Annotated in this window: 18 protein-coding genes; 10 read left to right on the forward strand and 8 right to left on the reverse strand. The window is 61.2% G+C overall.

Translation table 11 applies throughout. The annotated features are described in order from the left end of the window. The first annotated feature begins 29 nt into the window (after positions 1-29). The 5 genes from rimO to tsaA all read left to right on the forward strand — a co-directional run bounded on the left by rimO (position 30) and on the right by tsaA (position 3,955). Positions 30-1,361, forward strand: a complete 1,332-nt coding sequence (rimO, locus tag VXM67_RS20835; RefSeq protein WP_367237350.1) for a 30S ribosomal protein S12 methylthiotransferase RimO — start codon at positions 30-32, stop codon at positions 1,359-1,361. An 86-nt stretch (positions 1,362-1,447) separates the two neighbouring features. Next, on the forward strand, positions 1,448-1,906 hold the full coding sequence (locus VXM67_RS20840; RefSeq protein WP_023381929.1) for a GNAT family N-acetyltransferase: 459 nt from the start codon (positions 1,448-1,450) through the stop codon (positions 1,904-1,906). A gap of 121 nt (positions 1,907-2,027) precedes the next feature. After that, positions 2,028-2,738, forward strand: a complete 711-nt coding sequence (locus VXM67_RS20845) for an rRNA pseudouridine synthase (protein WP_023381930.1) — start codon at positions 2,028-2,030, stop codon at positions 2,736-2,738. A 47-nt stretch (positions 2,739-2,785) separates the two neighbouring features. Beyond that, the gene (locus VXM67_RS20850; RefSeq protein ID WP_027907394.1) at positions 2,786-3,247 is read left to right on the forward strand and encodes a DUF1456 family protein; all 462 of its coding nucleotides are present in this window, start codon (positions 2,786-2,788) and stop codon (positions 3,245-3,247) included. Positions 3,248-3,253: 6 nt separating this feature from the next. Continuing rightward, entirely contained in the window at positions 3,254-3,955 is a 702-nt protein-coding gene (gene tsaA / locus VXM67_RS20855; protein WP_104883377.1) for a tRNA (N6-threonylcarbamoyladenosine(37)-N6)-methyltransferase TrmO, read from the forward strand. Positions 3,956-4,075: 120 nt separating this feature from the next. Here the strand turns inward: tsaA and fpr are convergent, their stop codons facing one another. Then, the gene (gene fpr / locus VXM67_RS20860; RefSeq protein ID WP_023381933.1) at positions 4,076-4,855 is read right to left on the reverse strand and encodes a ferredoxin-NADP reductase; all 780 of its coding nucleotides are present in this window, start codon (positions 4,853-4,855) and stop codon (positions 4,076-4,078) included. Between the two features lie 118 nt (positions 4,856-4,973). Between fpr and finR the strand changes: the two genes are divergently transcribed. Continuing rightward, the gene (finR, locus tag VXM67_RS20865) at positions 4,974-5,900 is read left to right on the forward strand and encodes a LysR family transcriptional regulator FinR (protein ID WP_023381934.1); all 927 of its coding nucleotides are present in this window, start codon (positions 4,974-4,976) and stop codon (positions 5,898-5,900) included. Here the strand turns inward: finR and VXM67_RS20870 are convergent. From VXM67_RS20870 to VXM67_RS20880, 3 genes are all read right to left on the reverse strand, one after another. Continuing rightward, the gene (locus VXM67_RS20870) at positions 5,897-6,268 is read right to left on the reverse strand and encodes a diacylglycerol kinase (RefSeq protein ID WP_177325252.1); all 372 of its coding nucleotides are present in this window, start codon (positions 6,266-6,268) and stop codon (positions 5,897-5,899) included. The genes finR and VXM67_RS20870 overlap by 4 nt on opposite strands. Before the next feature lie 64 nt (positions 6,269-6,332). Then, complete coding sequence (gene erdR / locus VXM67_RS20875; RefSeq protein ID WP_023381936.1) at positions 6,333-6,983, reverse strand: response regulator transcription factor ErdR; 651 nt, start codon at positions 6,981-6,983, stop codon at positions 6,333-6,335. A gap of 179 nt (positions 6,984-7,162) precedes the next feature. Further along, a complete protein-coding gene (locus VXM67_RS20880; protein ID WP_367237351.1) occupies positions 7,163-7,873 on the reverse strand; it encodes a tRNA-uridine aminocarboxypropyltransferase in 711 nt (236 codons plus the stop codon). A 223-nt stretch (positions 7,874-8,096) separates the two neighbouring features. Between VXM67_RS20880 and VXM67_RS20885 the strand changes: the two genes are divergently transcribed. After that, a complete protein-coding gene (locus VXM67_RS20885) occupies positions 8,097-8,516 on the forward strand; it encodes a quorum-sensing-regulated virulence factor family protein (RefSeq protein ID WP_023381938.1) in 420 nt (139 codons plus the stop codon). On the opposite strand, the gene VXM67_RS20890 is transcribed toward VXM67_RS20885, so the two are convergent. Further along, positions 8,517-8,720, reverse strand: a complete 204-nt coding sequence (locus VXM67_RS20890; protein ID WP_023381939.1) for a hypothetical protein — start codon at positions 8,718-8,720, stop codon at positions 8,517-8,519. 305 nt (positions 8,721-9,025) lie between these two features. Between VXM67_RS20890 and VXM67_RS20895 the strand changes: the two genes are divergently transcribed. Next, positions 9,026-10,144, forward strand: a complete 1,119-nt coding sequence (locus tag VXM67_RS20895) for an LOG family protein (RefSeq protein WP_023381940.1) — start codon at positions 9,026-9,028, stop codon at positions 10,142-10,144. 57 nt (positions 10,145-10,201) lie between these two features. Here the strand turns inward: VXM67_RS20895 and recX are convergent, their stop codons facing one another. The 3 genes from recX to VXM67_RS20910 form a co-directional block, all read right to left on the reverse strand. Beyond that, positions 10,202-10,672 carry a recombination regulator RecX gene (gene recX / locus VXM67_RS20900; protein ID WP_023381941.1) on the reverse strand — a complete coding sequence of 157 codons (471 nt, stop codon included), beginning with the start codon at positions 10,670-10,672 and terminating at the stop codon, positions 10,202-10,204. An 8-nt stretch (positions 10,673-10,680) separates the two neighbouring features. Beyond that, complete coding sequence (recA, locus tag VXM67_RS20905) at positions 10,681-11,748, reverse strand: recombinase RecA (protein WP_023381942.1); 1,068 nt, start codon at positions 11,746-11,748, stop codon at positions 10,681-10,683. Positions 11,749-11,850: 102 nt separating this feature from the next. Then, on the reverse strand, positions 11,851-12,333 hold the full coding sequence (locus tag VXM67_RS20910; RefSeq protein ID WP_023381943.1) for a CinA family protein: 483 nt from the start codon (positions 12,331-12,333) through the stop codon (positions 11,851-11,853). Positions 12,334-12,497: 164 nt separating this feature from the next. Here VXM67_RS20910 and mutS point away from each other — a divergent pair, with 164 nt between their 5' ends. Continuing rightward, positions 12,498-15,071, forward strand: a complete 2,574-nt coding sequence (mutS, locus tag VXM67_RS20915) for a DNA mismatch repair protein MutS (protein ID WP_023381944.1) — start codon at positions 12,498-12,500, stop codon at positions 15,069-15,071. A gap of 140 nt (positions 15,072-15,211) precedes the next feature. Further along, a complete protein-coding gene (gene fdxA, locus VXM67_RS20920) occupies positions 15,212-15,535 on the forward strand; it encodes a ferredoxin FdxA (protein WP_004375459.1) in 324 nt (107 codons plus the stop codon). Positions 15,536-15,853 lie beyond the last annotated feature (318 nt).

Raw genomic sequence — 15,853 nt, forward strand, 5'->3', positions numbered from 1 at the left:
GGTGGCCTGTTTCAATACCGAGGTTAGCCATGTCCACCACTCCCGCCACGCCGAAGGTCGGCTTTGTTTCCCTGGGTTGCCCCAAGGCCCTGGTCGATTCCGAGCGCATCCTGACCCAGCTGCGCATGGAAGGTTATGAAGTCGTGCCCACCTACGAGGACGCCGACGTCGTGGTGGTCAACACCTGCGGCTTCATCGACAGCGCCAAGGCCGAGTCGCTTGAAGTGATCGGCGAAGCGATCAAGGAAAACGGCAAGGTCATCGTCACCGGCTGCATGGGCGTCGAAGAAGGCAACATCCGCGATGTGCACCCGAGCGTGCTGTCGGTCACCGGTCCGCAGCAGTACGAGCAGGTGGTCAATGCCGTGCATGAAGTGGTACCACCACGCCAGGACCACAACCCGCTGATCGACCTGGTACCGCCGCAAGGGGTCAAGCTGACCCCACGTCACTATGCCTACCTGAAGATTTCCGAAGGCTGCAACCACAGCTGCAGTTTCTGCATCATTCCATCGATGCGCGGCAAGCTGGTCAGCCGCCCGGTGGGTGAGGTGCTGAGCGAGGCCGAGCGCCTGGTCAAGGCGGGCGTCAAGGAAATCCTGGTCATCTCCCAGGACACCAGCGCCTACGGCGTCGACGTCAAGTACAAGACCGATTTCTGGAACGGTCGCCCGGTCAAGACCCGCATGCTCGAGCTGTGCGAGGCCCTGAGCAGCCTGGGCGCCTGGGTGCGCCTGCACTACGTGTACCCCTACCCGAACGTCGACGATGTCATCCCACTGATGGCCGCTGGCAAGATCCTGCCGTACCTGGACATCCCGTTCCAGCACGCCAGCCCCAAGGTGCTCAAGTCGATGAAGCGCCCGGCCTTCGAAGACCGCACCCTGGCGCGCATCAAGAGCTGGCGCGAGCAATGCCCCGAACTGGTGATCCGCTCGACCTTCATCGTCGGCTTCCCAGGCGAGACCGAAGAGGACTTCCAATACCTGCTGGACTGGCTGACCGAAGCTCAACTCGACCGCGTTGGCTGCTTCCAGTACTCGCCTGTCGAAGGCGCTCCGGCCAACGATTTGGGCCTCGAGGAAGTGCCTGACGACGTCAAGCAAGAGCGCTGGGACCGCTTCATGGCTCACCAGCAGGTGATCAGTGCGGCTCGTCTGCAACTGCGCATCGGCAAGGAAATCGACGTGCTGATCGATGAAGTCGAAGAACAAGGCTCGGTCGGCCGCAGCTTCTTCGATGCTCCGGAAATCGACGGCAGCGTGTTCATCGATGGCGACCACGGCTTCAAGCCGGGCGACAAGGTTCGTTGCCGTGTGGTAGACGCCGACGAATACGACATGTGGGCAGAGCCCCTCTAAGGCAATGCACCGAAAAATACCCCGCCAACTGGCGGGGTATTTTTTTGCATCTATGGTGATCTCAATGGACCTTGAGGATCCCCGCGATGCCACCGGCAATGACGCTACACACACCGCACTTGAGCGACTACCCCGAGCTGGTCCGGGTCTGGGAAGCATCTGTGCGCGCCACCCACGATTTTTTGCCCGAATCCTACATCCTGCTGTTGCGTGAGCACGTCCTGCGTCGCTACCTCGATGCCGTGATGCTGATCTGCTGCAAAGACCGCCGGCAGCGTATCCTGGGCTTTGCCGGCGTGTCCAATGGCCAGGTCGATATGCTCTTCGTCGCCCCGGAAAGTCGCGGCATCGGCGTAGGCAAGCGGCTGCTGCACTACGCCATCGAAGAACTGAATGCCGAACGCCTGGATGTCAACGAGCAGAACCCTCAGGCACTGGGCTTCTACCTGCATGAGGGGTTCGAAGTAGTCGGTCGCTCGGAAACCGACGGACTGGGGCAGCCCTACCCGCTGCTGCACATGAAGCTGATTCGCACCGCATCCTAGGACACAAGACAACCAGAGCGTGCGACGCTTCCGAAATGGCGGAATTGACATAGATTCCCATCATCTGGAGTGCGCAGGCAGGTACAATGGTCGCCTTTCCCCGTTTTTGCGAATTACAGCCATGTCTGAACCCGTCCGCCTGTCCAAACGCCTGATCGAGCAACTCGGCTGCTCACGCCGCGAAGCCGAGCTGTACATCGAAGGTGGCTGGGTCACGGTCGATGGCGTGGTGGTCGAGCAGCCTCAGTTCAAGGTCGACAGCCAGCGCATCGAACTGCTGCCAGGCGCGCGGGCCGAGACGCTGGAGCCGGTGACACTGCTGATGAACCAGCCGGCCACCCTGGACAGCGAGACCGCTCGTGCGAGCATCAACATGGGCAACCTCAGCGAAGCCCACCGCGAAGGCGTGCGCCCTTTGCACGGGCACTTTGCCCGGCTGTCCTGTATCGCGCCGCTCGAGCGCGGCGCCAGTGGCTTGCAGGTATTCACCCAGGACTGGCGGGTGACCCGCAAGATCGACGCCGACCTGCGCCGCATGGAGCAAGAGTACATCATCGAAGTGCGCGGCCAGACCACGCCCCAGGCACTGGAACGCCTGGCCCGTGGCGCCACCCGCAATGACCGGGAACTGCCCAGGGCCAAGGCCAGCTGGCAGAACGAGACCCACCTACGCATGGCCCTGAAGAACCCGCAACCTGGCCAGATCGCCGAACTGTGCGCCTACCTGCGCCTGGAGTTGCTCGGCATGCGCCGCATTCGCGTGGGCGGTGTATCCATGGGCAAGCTGGCGCTGGGCCAATGGCGCTACCTGGCCAGCACCGAACGTTTCTAAGCAAAGCGCCACGCCCTTGGCGTGGCTTTGAACAGGATTTAGCGACAATGAACCACAACGACGTCTTGCGCAGCCTGCGCTACATGCTCAAGGTGAACGACGCCAAGATGGCCGAGATCATCGGGCTGTCCGGCCTCGAAGTGCACCCGGTGGTGCTCGCCACTTACCTGAAGAAAGAAGACGAGGCAGGCTTCGTACGTTGCCCCGAGCGCGTCATGGCGCATTTCCTCGACGGACTGGTGATCTACCGCCGTGGCAAGGACGACAGCCGCCCGCCGCTGCCCGTCGAGCTGCCGGTGACCAACAACACCATTCTAAAGAAGCTACGGGTGGCCTTCGAGCTCAAGGAAGATGACCTGCACGCGATACTCAAATCGGTCAACTTCCCTGTTTCCAAACCCGAGCTCAGTGCCCTGTTCCGCAAGGTCGGCCATGACAACTACCGCCCTTGCGGCGACCAGTTGCTGCGCAACTTCCTCAAGGGCCTGACCTTGCGCGTGCGCGGCTGATTGGCCATGCAGCATACGGTCTCACCTATCGGCATCGTCCACTCCTGCTTCAAGGAAAAGTTCGCCATCCCCCGTCAGCCTCGCTTGGCACCCGCCGCGCGGGGCGTGCTGGAGTTGTTGCCGCCGTTCGACCAGGGCGAGGCGGTAGCTGGCCTGGAACAGGTCAGCCATGTGTGGCTGCTGTTTCTGTTTCACCAAGCGCTGGAGGACAAGCCCCGCCTAAAGGTGCGCCCACCGCGTCTGGGCGGTAACAAAAGCGTGGGGGTATTTGCCACCCGCGCCACCCACCGGCCCAATGGCATCGGCCAGTCGGTGGTTCGCCTGGAAGCCGTGGAGCCTGGGCGTCTGCTGTTGTCGGGGATCGACCTGCTCGACGGCACACCGGTGCTGGATATCAAGCCCTATGTACCGTATGCCGACAGCATTGCCGAAGCCCACAACCGCATGGCTGGCGACGCGCCAGAAGCCATTGCCGTGCAATGGTCCGACAACGCCTTGCTGCAGGCCCGGAATCACGCCTTGCGCTTGGGTGAGCCGCTGATCGAGCTGATCGAACAGTGCCTGGGCCAAGACCCACGGCCGGCCTATCAGGTACCGCCGCCGGAGCGGATTTACGGGGTGAAGTTCTGGGATGTGCAGGTCAGGTGGCAGTATCCGCAGCCGGATAGGATTCGGGTGCTGGAGGTCGTACCTGATCAGGCCCAGTGACCTGCTTGCCGTGCACCTGTAGCAGGCTTGCCGACGATAGGGCCGATAATGTCAGCACAAAAACCTCAGGTATAAAAAAACGCAGGCCAAGGCCTGCGTTTTTGCGTTCCAGCGTCCGCCTTACTTCTCGACGAATGCACGCTCGATCAGGTAGTCACCCGGCTCACGCATACGCGGGGAGATCTTCAGGCCGAAGCTGTCCAGGACCTCGCTGGTCTCGTCGAGCATGCTTGGGCTGCCGCAGATCATGGCGCGGTCGTCCTGCGGGTTGATCGGTGGCAGACCGATGTCGCTGAACAGCTTGCCGCTGCGCATAAGATCGGTCAGGCGGCCCTGGTTCTCGAACGGCTCACGGGTAACGGTCGGGTAGTAGATCAGCTTGTCACGGACCGCTTCACCGAAGAACTCGTTCTGCGGCAGGTGCTCGGTGATGAACTCGCGGTAGGCCACTTCGTTCACGTAACGCACGCCATGGACCAGGATGACCTTCTCGAAGCGCTCGTAGGTTTCCGGGTCCTGGATGACGCTCATGAACGGCGCCAGACCAGTGCCGGTGCTCAGCAGGTACAGGTGCTTGCCTGGGTTCAGGTCGTCGAGTACCAGGGTGCCGGTGGGCTTCTTGCTGATGATGATCTCGTCGCCTTCCTTCAGGTGCTGCAGCTGGGAGGTCAACGGACCATCCGGCACCTTGATGCTGAAGAACTCCAAGTGCTCTTCCCAGTTCGGCGAAGCGATGGAATAGGCGCGCATGAGCGGACGGCCATTGTCCTGTTGCAGGCCGATCATCACGAACTGACCGTTCTCGAAGCGCAGGCCCGGGTCACGGGTGCACTTGAAGCTGAACAGGGTGTCGTTCCAGTGGTGCACACTGAGGACACGTTCGTGGTTCATGTTGCTCATTTATGGGGCTCCTGAAGAAAGACGCAGCGCGTAAAACGCGCAGTTGCGCGATAGTTTAGGGGCAGCGACAATATCTGTTAACTGAATTATCAAGATATGTGTTATCGGTTATATAGATATGCGATTCACACTCCGTCAGCTGCAGGTCTTCGTCGCCGTCGCTCAGCACCAAAGCGTGTCGCGCGCTGCCAGCGTGCTTGCGCTGTCGCAATCGGCGGCCAGCACCTCGATCACTGAACTGGAGCGTCAATCCAGCTGCCAGCTGTTCGACCGGGCCGGCAAGCGCCTGAGCCTCAATGCCCTGGGGCACCAGCTCTTGCCCCAGGCCGTCGCCCTGCTCGACCAGGCCAAGGAAATCGAAGACCTGCTCAACGGCAAGTCCGGTTTCGGCTCACTGGCTGTTGGCGCTACGCTCACCATCGGCAACTACCTGGCGACCCTGCTGATCGGCAGCTTCATGCAGGTGCACCCCGAGAGCCAGGTGAAGCTGCATGTGCAGAACACTGCGCATATCGTGCAACAGGTTGCCCACTACGAGATTGACCTGGGTCTAATCGAAGGCGACTGCAATCACCCAGACCTGGAGGTTCAACCTTGGGTCGAGGATGAACTGGTGGTGTTCTGTGCCCCGCAGCATCCGCTGGCCAAACTCGGCCGGGCGGACGTCCAGACGCTCTCCCAGGAAGCCTGGATCCTGCGCGAACAAGGCTCAGGCACTCGCCTGACGTTCGACCAGGCCATGCGCCACCACCGCGCCAACTTGAACATTCGCCTTGAGCTGGAGCACACCGAAGCGATCAAGCGCGCCGTGGAATCGGGGCTGGGTATCGGCTGTATCTCACGCCTGGCGTTGCGCGATGCTTTCCGGCGCGGCAGCTTGGTACCGGTGGAAACCCCCGAGCTCGACCTGATGCGCCAGTTCTACTTCATCTGGCACAAACAGAAATACCAGACCTCGGCCATGCGCGAGTTTCTCGAACTGTGCCGCAACTTCACCGCAGGCTTCACTCGCAGCGACGAAATCGTGCTGCCGCCGATCGCTTAAAGCAGAATCACACCCCAGACCAGCGCCACCATGGTCAGCGCTACCAACTGCGCAGCACTGCCCATGTCCTTGGCGTTCTTCGACAAAGGATGGCGCTCCAGCGAGATGCGGTCGATCGCTGCCTCCACCGCCGAGTTGAACAACTCGACGATCAGGCCCAGCAGGCAGACCGCGATCATGATCGCCCGCTCCGCTCGGCTGACAGGCAGCCAGAAGGCGGTCGGAATCAGCAGGACGTTGAGCAGCACCAGTTGGCGAAACGCCGCCTCGCCCTTGAAAGCCGTGCGCAGGCCATCGAGGGAGTAGCCGGCGGCATTGACGATACGTTTGAGGCCTCTCTGGCCTTTGAATGGCGACATAGGTGTCACTTCACCGTTAAAAGGCCGGCAGACTAGACCAGCACGAGTCAAAAAAGCGTGAAGCAGCAGACCATTAGCTGGCCGCAACTGATTCCAGTTGTTGCAGCAGCAAGGCAGCCTGGGTGCGAGTACGCACGCCCAGTTTACGGAAGATCGCCGTGACATGGGCCTTGATGGTCGCTTCGGACACATTCAGTTCGTAGGCAATCTGCTTGTTCAGCAACCCTTCACAGACCATGGTCAACACCCGGAACTGCTGCGGCGTCAGGCTGGCCAAACCTTCACTGGCCGCCTTGGCCTCGGCGGAAACGTCGACCTTCTCGAAGGCCTGGGGTGGCCACCAGACATCGCCGTCGAGCACTTTCCTCACGGCATCCTGGATCACTTCCAGCCCGCTGGACTTGGGAATGAAACCGCTGGCGCCAAATTCGCGGGACTTGACCACAACAGCCGCCTCTTCCTGGGCCGAGACCATCACCACTGGAATTTGCGGATACTGGCCGCGCAGCAGCACCAGACCGGAGAAACCGTAAGCACCTGGCATGTTCAGGTCGAGCAGGACCAGGTCCCAGTCGGCCTTTTCGCCGAGGCGGGTTTCCAGTTCCGCGATGCTCGCCACTTCGACCAGGCGTACGTCCGGGCCCAGGCCCAGGGTTACCGCCTGGCGCAATGCGCTGCGAAACAGCGGGTGGTCATCGGCAATCAGGATTTCGTATGTGGCCATCGATCTATGGATCCTGTTCTGTGCCAGGCGCATGCGGGGGAAGGGAGCGCCCGGCGGGGAATCGGCGCCAAGGATGCCGAGCACGGTTGGGGGCGGTCAAGCCGATCACCCTGCCGCCTCGCCCACCCTGGCTGCCAGCTCCGTCATTATGAACCATCGGGGTGTTGTTGCCCCTTGGACTATAGGAAGGTATGCAAACGTTGATGAATGTCATCCCGCTCATCCAGCGGCAGGCGACGCTTGCCACTCAAGTAGTGCAGGCTGAACACATCCAGGTAGGCATCCAGCGCCTGCGAGGCCCGGCTGTCACCGGCCAGGTCCAGGCACATGGCCGCGACTTCCGCAGTGCAGAAATGATCATCGCGCTTGGAACGGCGCAGGCGGTAACGCGACATCTGCTCGGCTTGCAAGCTCAGCACCGGGAAACGATCAAGATAGGGACTCTTGCGAAACATCTTGCGTGCTTCGGTCCAGGTCGCATCGAGCAGAATGAACAGTGGGCGCTTGCCCGGTTCCCGTACGACCTGGCTGACCACGCGCTCCTGGGCAACGAATTCGCCAGGAAACACGATGTAGGGCTGCCATTGCGGATCCTCGAGCAATGCCAACAAGCGCTCATCCACCGAGGTGCGCAACCAGCCGAAGGCAGCGGTGTCCTCGATCAGGTCAGCGATCAACCAACCGGTATTGGTCGGCTTCAGTGGCTCGGTATCGTGCATCAGCAGGCAGACACCGGAATCCGCCTGGACTCGGGGCTTCCAGGCGCACAGGCAATGAGTGGCGATCACCCGGCAGTCGGGGCAACGTTCGGCACGCGACCCACGGGCAATGAAGGGTTTGTTGCTGCGCGCCAGGCGCTCGGCACGCAGGCGCGCGACCGCATGGTTCATGCGGGCAGGCCTTGGGAGAGGTTGGAAAGGGTCACTGCGATGACTCGGCGAATACAAAACGCCAGTCTACCAGAGCGGTTGCCATTTGCCGTGCAGGCGTGCCGGTCGCTCCCTTATAATCGGCCTTTGGGTGCCCCACTGTTATCCGCCATGACGCGGATGGGCAGGGAACGCCAACTGCCGGCGCAGGTCAAAGCGCCAGTCATCGAACCAGGAGAGATTCATGCTGCGTCTTATCGTCCCGACCTTGAGCCTGTTGCTCACCCTGCCCCTGGCTGCCCAGGCGGCGTCCAAGCAGGAGTTCGAGCTGAACAAGCTGCTGCAGAAGGTCGCCAAGGAAAGCAGCGTCGGCACCCCACGCGCCATCAACGAAGACATCCTCGACCAGGGTTACACCGTCGAAGGCAAAGCCCTGATCAACCACTTGAGCGTGCGTGCCAGCCACGCTGCACGCATGCAGGAAAACCCGGCACAGGTGCGCAGCCAGCTGGGCGACAGCGTGTGCCGCAACAGCGGTTACCGCAATTTGATGTCCAAAGGCGCGGTGATGGTCTATCGCTTCACGGTCTACAAGACCAATCAGCCGGTGATGGACCAAGCGTTCGACGCCGCCAGCTGCACTGCCGGCAACAAGAAGAAGTAATCAGAGCACCTGCTCGTTCCGCGCGCGCTGCGGCTCATCCTCGGCGCGCATCTCGGCCAGCAGCGCCTGCAGGTAGCGTGACTGGCACTCCAATGTCGCCAGCCTGCGACGGCACTCGGTCTCCAGGCTTACGTGGTGATCATGCGCCGCACTTTCCAGTTGTTGGTAGAGCTGGGAGTCCACCTCGATGACCAAGCGATGCATACCGCCACCTCCTGCATCGACACGATTCGCTTTCCCAGTTAACCAAACCCGCACCGCCATGGGCCATGTGCCGACGAGCGGCGACTTCGCTCCCTGCGGCACGATCATGCGCAAGGGTCTAGATTGATAGCGAGGATCCTGAAATCAAAGAAGATGGATTGATTACCACTGCATCAGGGCCTTGAAGGCCTACTGCAATGCTCGGTATGCACACTCGAGCCACAGCAGCCAGCGACACACGCAGTGTCGCGGCCGAGCCACTCCATCGGCCCGGTCAGGGGTTTTGCTGCAGAAGGAGACGTTGAATGCCTTACCAACCGAATGAGCTTTTGTTCAACCACTTCAGGGACAGCGGCATCGACCTGAACAAGATCGACGAACAACTGCAACTGGTCGCTCCCGACAGCCCCAACCTGCCCTTGTATCGCGACATGATGTTGACCGTTTTGCGTATGGCCCACGATGACACCGATCGCTGGAGCGCCAAGATCACCCTGCAAGCACTGCGCGAACTGGATCACTCGTTCCGTACGCTCCAACGCTACAAGGGCCGCAGAAAGGTAACAGTGTTCGGCTCGGCCCGTACGCCGCTGGAGCACCCGATGTACGCCTTGGCTCGCGAGCTGGGCGCAACGGTGGCGCGCTCCGACATGATGGTCATCACCGGTGCCGGGGGTGGCATCATGGCCGCCGCGCACGAGGGTGCAGGCAGCGAGCACAGCCTGGGCTTCAACATCACCCTGCCGTTCGAGCAACACGCCAATGCCACGGTGGGCGGCACCGACAAGCTACTGCCGTTCCACTTCTTCTTCATTCGAAAACTGTTTTTCGTCAAGGAGGCCGACGCCCTGGTTCTGTGCCCTGGTGGCTTCGGCACGCTGGATGAGGCACTGGAAGTGCTGACCTTGATCCAGACCGGCAAGAGCCCGTTGGTTCCAGTAGTGTTGCTCGACTCACCCGGTGGAAGTTTCTGGCAAGATGCCCTGGACTTCTTCACCCGCCAGTTGGAAGAGAACCGCTACATCTTGCCCAGTGACCTGAAACTGCTTCGCCTCGTGCACTCTGCTGATGAAGCCGTGGAGGAAATCAACCAGTTCTACAGCAACTACCACTCCAGCCGCTGGCTTAAGAACCAGTTCGTGATTCGTATGCATCATCCGCTGAGCGATGCAGCGCTGTATGACATCCAGGAGGGCTTCGCCGACCTGCGCCTGAGCGGCAAGTATCACCAGCAACCCGACAGTGGTGCCGAGCACGAGCTGGGCAAATTCAGCCATTTGACGCGACTGAGCTTTGCCTTCAATGGCCGTGACCAAGGGCGCCTGCGCGAACTGGTTGACTTCATCAATCTGCCGGAAAACTGGGCCAAACCTGAGCCGATGCATACGACTCAGCGGGCCAGGGAGGCCTTGAAGGTGAGCTGAACGCTTTTTTGAGGGGGCATGCCAGCAAGCCGGCGCCTACGATTGCCAGGCCTTTACTCAGTAATCATCGAGGTCACGGCCGCTAAGCAGGCGGCCGATCATCTCCATGGAGAAACCTCGGTAGGCAAGGAATCGGGTCTGCTGGGCACGGCTGCGGGGGTCATGCGGACGCTGCCCGGCGAACTTGCGTTGCCAGACATCCTGTAGTCGCTCTGCCCAGTTCACCTCGCTGTCACGTAGTGCCTGGTCGACGTCATTGCGGTCCAGCCCACGCTGGCCCAATTCCTCACGAATACGTGCGGGGCCATAACCGGAGTTGGAACGGTAGCGGATGAAGCTTTCAAGGTAGCGGGCTTCGCTGAGCAGCCCCTCTTCTGCAAGCCGGTCGAGCTCAGGTTGAATCAGCTCCTCCGGCGCGCCGCGCTGACGCAGCTTGCGCGTCAGCTCGACTCGACCATGCTCGCGGCGTGCAAGCAGGTCCATGGCTGTCCGCCGAACGGCGACGGGGGTGTCGAGTACGGCGGACATAGGGCCAATCAGTAACCGGCGTCGGCGTCGGCCATATCGTCGGCGTCAGCCTCGGCAGCAGCGGCCTTGCCTGCTGCAGCAACAGCACCTGCGTTCAGCAGTTTCTCGCGAATTTGCTTCTCGATCTCAGCGCCAACGGCCGGGTTCTCTTGCAGGAACTTGGCGGCGTTAGCCTTGCCCTGGCCAATCTTGTTGCCCTGGTAGCTGTACCACGCACCGGATTTTTCCACCAGGCCTTGGGAAACACCCAGGTCAATGATTTCACCGTTGCGGTAGATACCCTTGCCGTAAAGAATCTGGAACTCGGCCTGGCGGAACGGAGGAGAGACCTTGTTCTTGACGATCTTGACGCGGGTTTCGCTGCCGACCACTTCGTCGCCTTCCTTGACAGCGCCGGTACGGCGGATGTCCAGACGCACAGAAGCATAGAACTTCAGCGCGTTACCACCGGTGGTGGTTTCAGGGCTACCGAACATCACACCGATCTTCATACGGATCTGGTTGATGAAGATAACCAGGCAGTTGGCGTTCTTGATGTTACCGGTGATCTTACGCAGGGCCTGGGACATCAGGCGGGCTTGCAGGCCCACGTGCATGTCACCCATTTCGCCTTCGATTTCAGCCTTGGGTACCAGGGCTGCAACGGAGTCGACGATGATCACGTCAACGGCATTGGAGCGCACCAGCATGTCGGTGATTTCCAGCGCTTGTTCACCGGTGTCTGGCTGCGAGACCAGGAGGTCGTCGACGTTGACGCCCAGCTTGCCGGCGTACTCAGGGTCGAGGGCGTGTTCGGCGTCGACGAAGGCGCAGGTGGCGCCGTTCTTCTGGGCTTCGGCGATAACCGACAGAGTCAGGGTCGTCTTACCCGACGATTCCGGACCGTAGATTTCGACGATACGACCTTTCGGCAGACCGCCGATGCCAAGGGCGATGTCCAGGCCCAGGGAGCCGGTGGAGATAGCGGGGATGGCCTGACGCTCATGGTCGCCCATGCGCATGACGGCACCTTTGCCGAATTGGCGTTCGATTTGACCCAGGGCCGCAGCCAAGGCGCGCTTCTTGTTGTCGTCCATTGAAATCCTCACGTGATCGACCGGCCCTGATGGCCCGAATAACTGTATAAGTAGCCAGTATTATTCCACAGGGATTCGTTTGAGCAAACCCCTGTCGTCGATTTAAACGCTGCCAAGCTGTAACAAGCCGTCTAACGCGGCGATCACCGTCTGTCGGCGCACCGCTTCGCGGTCACCATCAAAGTGCCTGCGCTCACTGTGCACATGGACGCCATCGGCCCACGCCAGCCATACGGTACCCACCGGTTTGGCCGCCGAACCCCCATCGGGCCCGGCCACGCCGCTGACCGCGACGGCGAAGCGCGCCCCGCTGGCCGCCTGCGCACCCCGAACCATAGCCTCGACCACTTCCTGGCTGACGGCGCCAACCGTGGTGAACAGGGCGGCGGGCACCCCCAGTTGACGCGTCTTCTGGGCATTGGAGTAGGTCACATAGCCCGCCTCGAACCAGCTCGAACTGCCCGGCACCCGGGTAATGGCTTCGGCAATACCGCCGCCGGTACAGGACTCGGCCGTCGTGACCTGCGCGCCTATACGTCGCAGGTGCTCGCCCAGGCGTGTGGAAAGCGTGGTGATGGGATCCATGAAGGGTTCCTCGACAAGACAGACCACAACCCTAGCACCCGCGCGCGCCAAACGGGACCCCACCACTTCGGCTGACATCAGGGCCCGCCTGCATCTCGATGAAAAAGTCTGTACCATTGCCCGTTTCACAATCGCCAACCAGATCACCCGCTGTAAGGCCCTGAATGTCTGATCTTTCCGCACACACACCGATGATGCAGCAGTACTGGAAGCTGAAGAACCAGCACCCGGACCAGCTGATGTTCTACCGCATGGGCGACTTTTACGAGATCTTCTATGAAGATGCGAAAAAAGCCGCGAAACTGCTGGATATCACCCTGACCGCCCGCGGCCAGTCCGCCGGCCAGTCGATCCCCATGTGCGGAATTCCCTTCCATTCGGTAGAGGGCTATCTAGCCAAGCTGGTCAAGCTCGGCGAATCGGTAGTGATCTGCGAGCAGATCGGCGACCCGGCCACCAGCAAGGGCCCGGTCGAGCGCCAGGTGGTGCGCATCATCACCCCCGGCACGGTCAGTGACGAGGCATTGCTCGATGAGCGCCGCGACAACCTGATCGCCGCCCTGCTGGGTGACGAGCGCCTGTTCGGCCTGGCGGTGCTGGACATCACCAGTGGCAACTTCACCGTGCAGGAGATCAAAGGCTGGGAGAACCTGCTTGCCGAGCTCGAACGCATCAACCCGGTGGAGCTGTTGATTCCAGACGACTGGCCCCAGGGCCTGCCGGCAGAGAAGCGACCAGGTGCCCGACGTCGTGCGCCGTGGGACTTCGACCGGGAATCGGCACGCAAGAGCCTGTGCCAGCAGTTCGCGACCAAGGACCTCAAGGGTTTCGGTTGCGACAAACTGACCCTGGCCATCGGTGCCGCCGGCTGCCTGTTGACTTACGCCAAGGAAACCCAGCGCACCACCCTGCCCCACCTGCGTAGCCTGCGCCACGAACGCATGGACGACACGGTGATCCTCGACGGCGCCAGCCGCCGTAACCTGGAGCTGGACATCAACCTGGCGGGTGGCCGTGACAATACCCTGCAATCGGTAATCGATCGCTGCCAGACCGCCATGGCCAGCCGCCTGCTGACCCGCTGGCTGAACCGGCCGCTGCGCGACCTCAAGGTGCTGCAGGCGCGCCAGGATTCGATCCGTTGCCTGCTCGACGGCTATCGTTTCGAAAAACTCCAGCCGCAGTTGAAGGAAATTGGCGATATCGAGCGGATCCTCGCCCGTATTGGTCTGCGTAATGCCCGCCCCCGCGACCTGGCACGTCTTCGCGATGCCCTCGGCGCCCTGCCGGAACTGCAGAACGCCATGGCCGAGCTGGAGGCGCCGCATCTGGCGCGCCTGGCGGCCATTACCGGTACCTATCCGGAGCTGGCCAGCCTGCTGGAACGTGCGATCATCGACAACCCGCCGGCGGTGATCCGCGACGGCGGCGTGCTCAAAGCCGGCTATGACAACGAGCTGGACGAGCTGCTGGCGATGAGCGAGAACGCCGGCCAGTTCCTCATCGACCTGGAAGCCCGCGAGAAAGCACGCACCGGCCTTGCCAACCTGAAGGTCGGCTACAACCGCGTGCATGGCTATTACATCGAGTTGCCGACCAAGCAGGCCGAACAAGCGCCGGGCGATTACATCCGGCGCCAGACCCTAAAGGGTGCCGAGCGCTTCATCACCCCGGAACTCAAGGCCTTCGAGGACAAGGCGCTGTCGGCCAAGAGCCGCGCCCTGGCCCGCGAGAAGATGCTCTACGACGCCCTGCTGGAAACGCTGATCGGCCATCTTGCTCCACTGCAGGACAGCGCCGCGGCGCTGGCCGAACTGGATGTGCTGAGCAACCTCGCCGAACGTGCGCTGAACCTAGATCTCAACTGCCCAAGCTTCGTCGACGAGCCTTGCCTGCGCATCGAACAGGGCCGTCACCCAGTGGTCGAGCAGGTACTGACCACGCCGTTCGTGGCCAATGACCTGAGCCTGGACAACAGCACTCGCATGCTGATCATCACCGGCCCGAACATGGGTGGTAAATCCACCTACATGCGCCAGACCGCGCTAATCGTGCTGATGGCACACATCGGCAGTTTCGTGCCAGCGGCGCGTTGCGAGTTGTCGCTTGTCGATCGTATTTTCACCCGTATCGGCTCCAGCGATGACCTGGCGGGTGGCCGGTCGACCTTCATGGTCGAGATGAGCGAAACGGCCAACATCCTGCACAACGCCACCGACCGCAGCCTGGTGCTGATGGACGAGGTCGGCCGTGGCACCAGCACCTTCGACGGACTGTCGCTGGCCTGGGCTGCTGCCGAGCGCCTGGCTCAACTGCGCGCCTACACCCTGTTCGCCACGCACTACTTCGAATTGACCGTACTGCCGGAAAGCGAACCGCTGGTGGCCAACGTGCACCTGAACGCGACCGAGCACAACGAACGCATCGTCTTCCTGCACCACGTGTTGCCAGGCCCCGCCAGCCAGAGCTACGGTCTGGCCGTAGCGCAACTGGCCGGCGTACCTGGCCCGGTCATCCAGCGCGCCCGCGAACACCTGGGGCGCCTGGAAACCGCCAGCCTGCCGCACGAGCCACCGGTGGTGAATAAAGCCAAGGACGAGCCGCACGTGCCCCACCAAAGCGATCTATTCGCCAGCCTGCCACACCCGGCCATCGAGAAGCTGGGCAAGCTGGATCTGGACGAGATGACCCCTCGCCAAGCTATCGAAACGCTATATCAACTAAAGAACCTGTTATAACGGCGCCCACTACAAGCTGGTAGAATCCGCCGCGGTTTGCTGGCGCTGCAGGTTATTAGCCTGGCCTGCAGCCAACCACCCGCAAACCGCGCGGCCCCGAGAGGAAGGGCCGCCGCCGTCGCCTGAGGAGAGAACTAGAAATGACCTTCGTCGTCACCGACAACTGCATCAAATGCAAATACACCGACTGCGTGGAAGTCTGTCCGGTGGACTGCTTCTACGAAGGCCCGAACTTCCTGGTCATTCACCCGGACGAGTGCATCGACTGCGCCCTGTGTGAACCAGAGTGCCCGGCACAAGCAATCTTCTCGGAAGACGAGGTTCCAGCGGGCATGGAGAACTTCATCGAGCTGAACGCCGAGCTGGCAGAGATCTGGCCTAACATCACCGAGCGTAAGGACGCCCTGCCGGACGCTGAAGAGTGGGATGGCAAAACCGGCAAGATCGCCGACTTGGAGCGTTGATCGCGACCAGCAACGAAAAAGGCCCGAAAGGGCCTTTTTTCATGTTCAGCGGGCAAAAAAAGGGGCGGTTTGACCCGCCCACATTTTTTCCGTAGTCCCTGCTTGTCCCAAACATCGTCCTGATGAAATCGCGTCTTGCGATGTCCTTGGCTTTCATCCTGAAAGCCTGTGCATGTCCGTGTGCACAGTTCGAATACTAGCGACTTGCGCCAAGCAGGCAACTGCGAGACCTCACAAGATGTTGCAGGGGACACACTTCCTCACAACCAAATAAGCTATATTTTTCAAATAGTTATAAAAAGTCTTGTGCTGCAACGG

The organism is Pseudomonas sp. Rh2, assembly GCF_040762985.1.
In the GTDB taxonomy this organism is placed as follows: domain Bacteria; phylum Pseudomonadota; class Gammaproteobacteria; order Pseudomonadales; family Pseudomonadaceae; genus Aquipseudomonas; species Aquipseudomonas taiwanensis.

What these genes read in the sequence shown, in the direction of transcription:
- VXM67_RS20895 (WP_023381940.1), top strand. Translation starts at nt 9,026, where the DNA reads ATGCCTTACCAACCGAATGAGCTTTTGTTCAACCACTTCAGGGACAGC.
- VXM67_RS20845 (WP_023381930.1), top strand. Translation starts at nt 2,028, where the DNA reads ATGTCTGAACCCGTCCGCCTGTCCAAACGCCTGATCGAGCAACTCGGC.
- VXM67_RS20890 (WP_023381939.1), bottom strand. Translation starts at nt 8,720, where the DNA reads ATGCATCGCTTGGTCATCGAGGTGGACTCCCAGCTCTACCAACAACTG.
- VXM67_RS20880 (WP_367237351.1), bottom strand. Translation starts at nt 7,873, where the DNA reads ATGAACCATGCGGTCGCGCGCCTGCGTGCCGAGCGCCTGGCGCGCAGC.
- recX (WP_023381941.1), bottom strand. Translation starts at nt 10,672, where the DNA reads ATGTCCGCCGTACTCGACACCCCCGTCGCCGTTCGGCGGACAGCCATG.
- fpr (WP_023381933.1), bottom strand. Translation starts at nt 4,855, where the DNA reads ATGAGCAACATGAACCACGAACGTGTCCTCAGTGTGCACCACTGGAAC.
- finR (WP_023381934.1), top strand. Translation starts at nt 4,974, where the DNA reads ATGCGATTCACACTCCGTCAGCTGCAGGTCTTCGTCGCCGTCGCTCAG.
- recA (WP_023381942.1), bottom strand. Translation starts at nt 11,748, where the DNA reads ATGGACGACAACAAGAAGCGCGCCTTGGCTGCGGCCCTGGGTCAAATC.
- fdxA (WP_004375459.1), top strand. Translation starts at nt 15,212, where the DNA reads ATGACCTTCGTCGTCACCGACAACTGCATCAAATGCAAATACACCGAC.
- VXM67_RS20885 (WP_023381938.1), top strand. Translation starts at nt 8,097, where the DNA reads ATGCTGCGTCTTATCGTCCCGACCTTGAGCCTGTTGCTCACCCTGCCC.
- VXM67_RS20850 (WP_027907394.1), top strand. Translation starts at nt 2,786, where the DNA reads ATGAACCACAACGACGTCTTGCGCAGCCTGCGCTACATGCTCAAGGTG.
- erdR (WP_023381936.1), bottom strand. Translation starts at nt 6,983, where the DNA reads ATGGCCACATACGAAATCCTGATTGCCGATGACCACCCGCTGTTTCGC.
- rimO (WP_367237350.1), top strand. Translation starts at nt 30, where the DNA reads ATGTCCACCACTCCCGCCACGCCGAAGGTCGGCTTTGTTTCCCTGGGT.
- tsaA (WP_104883377.1), top strand. Translation starts at nt 3,254, where the DNA reads ATGCAGCATACGGTCTCACCTATCGGCATCGTCCACTCCTGCTTCAAG.
- VXM67_RS20910 (WP_023381943.1), bottom strand. Translation starts at nt 12,333, where the DNA reads ATGGATCCCATCACCACGCTTTCCACACGCCTGGGCGAGCACCTGCGA.
- mutS (WP_023381944.1), top strand. Translation starts at nt 12,498, where the DNA reads ATGTCTGATCTTTCCGCACACACACCGATGATGCAGCAGTACTGGAAG.
- VXM67_RS20840 (WP_023381929.1), top strand. Translation starts at nt 1,448, where the DNA reads ATGCCACCGGCAATGACGCTACACACACCGCACTTGAGCGACTACCCC.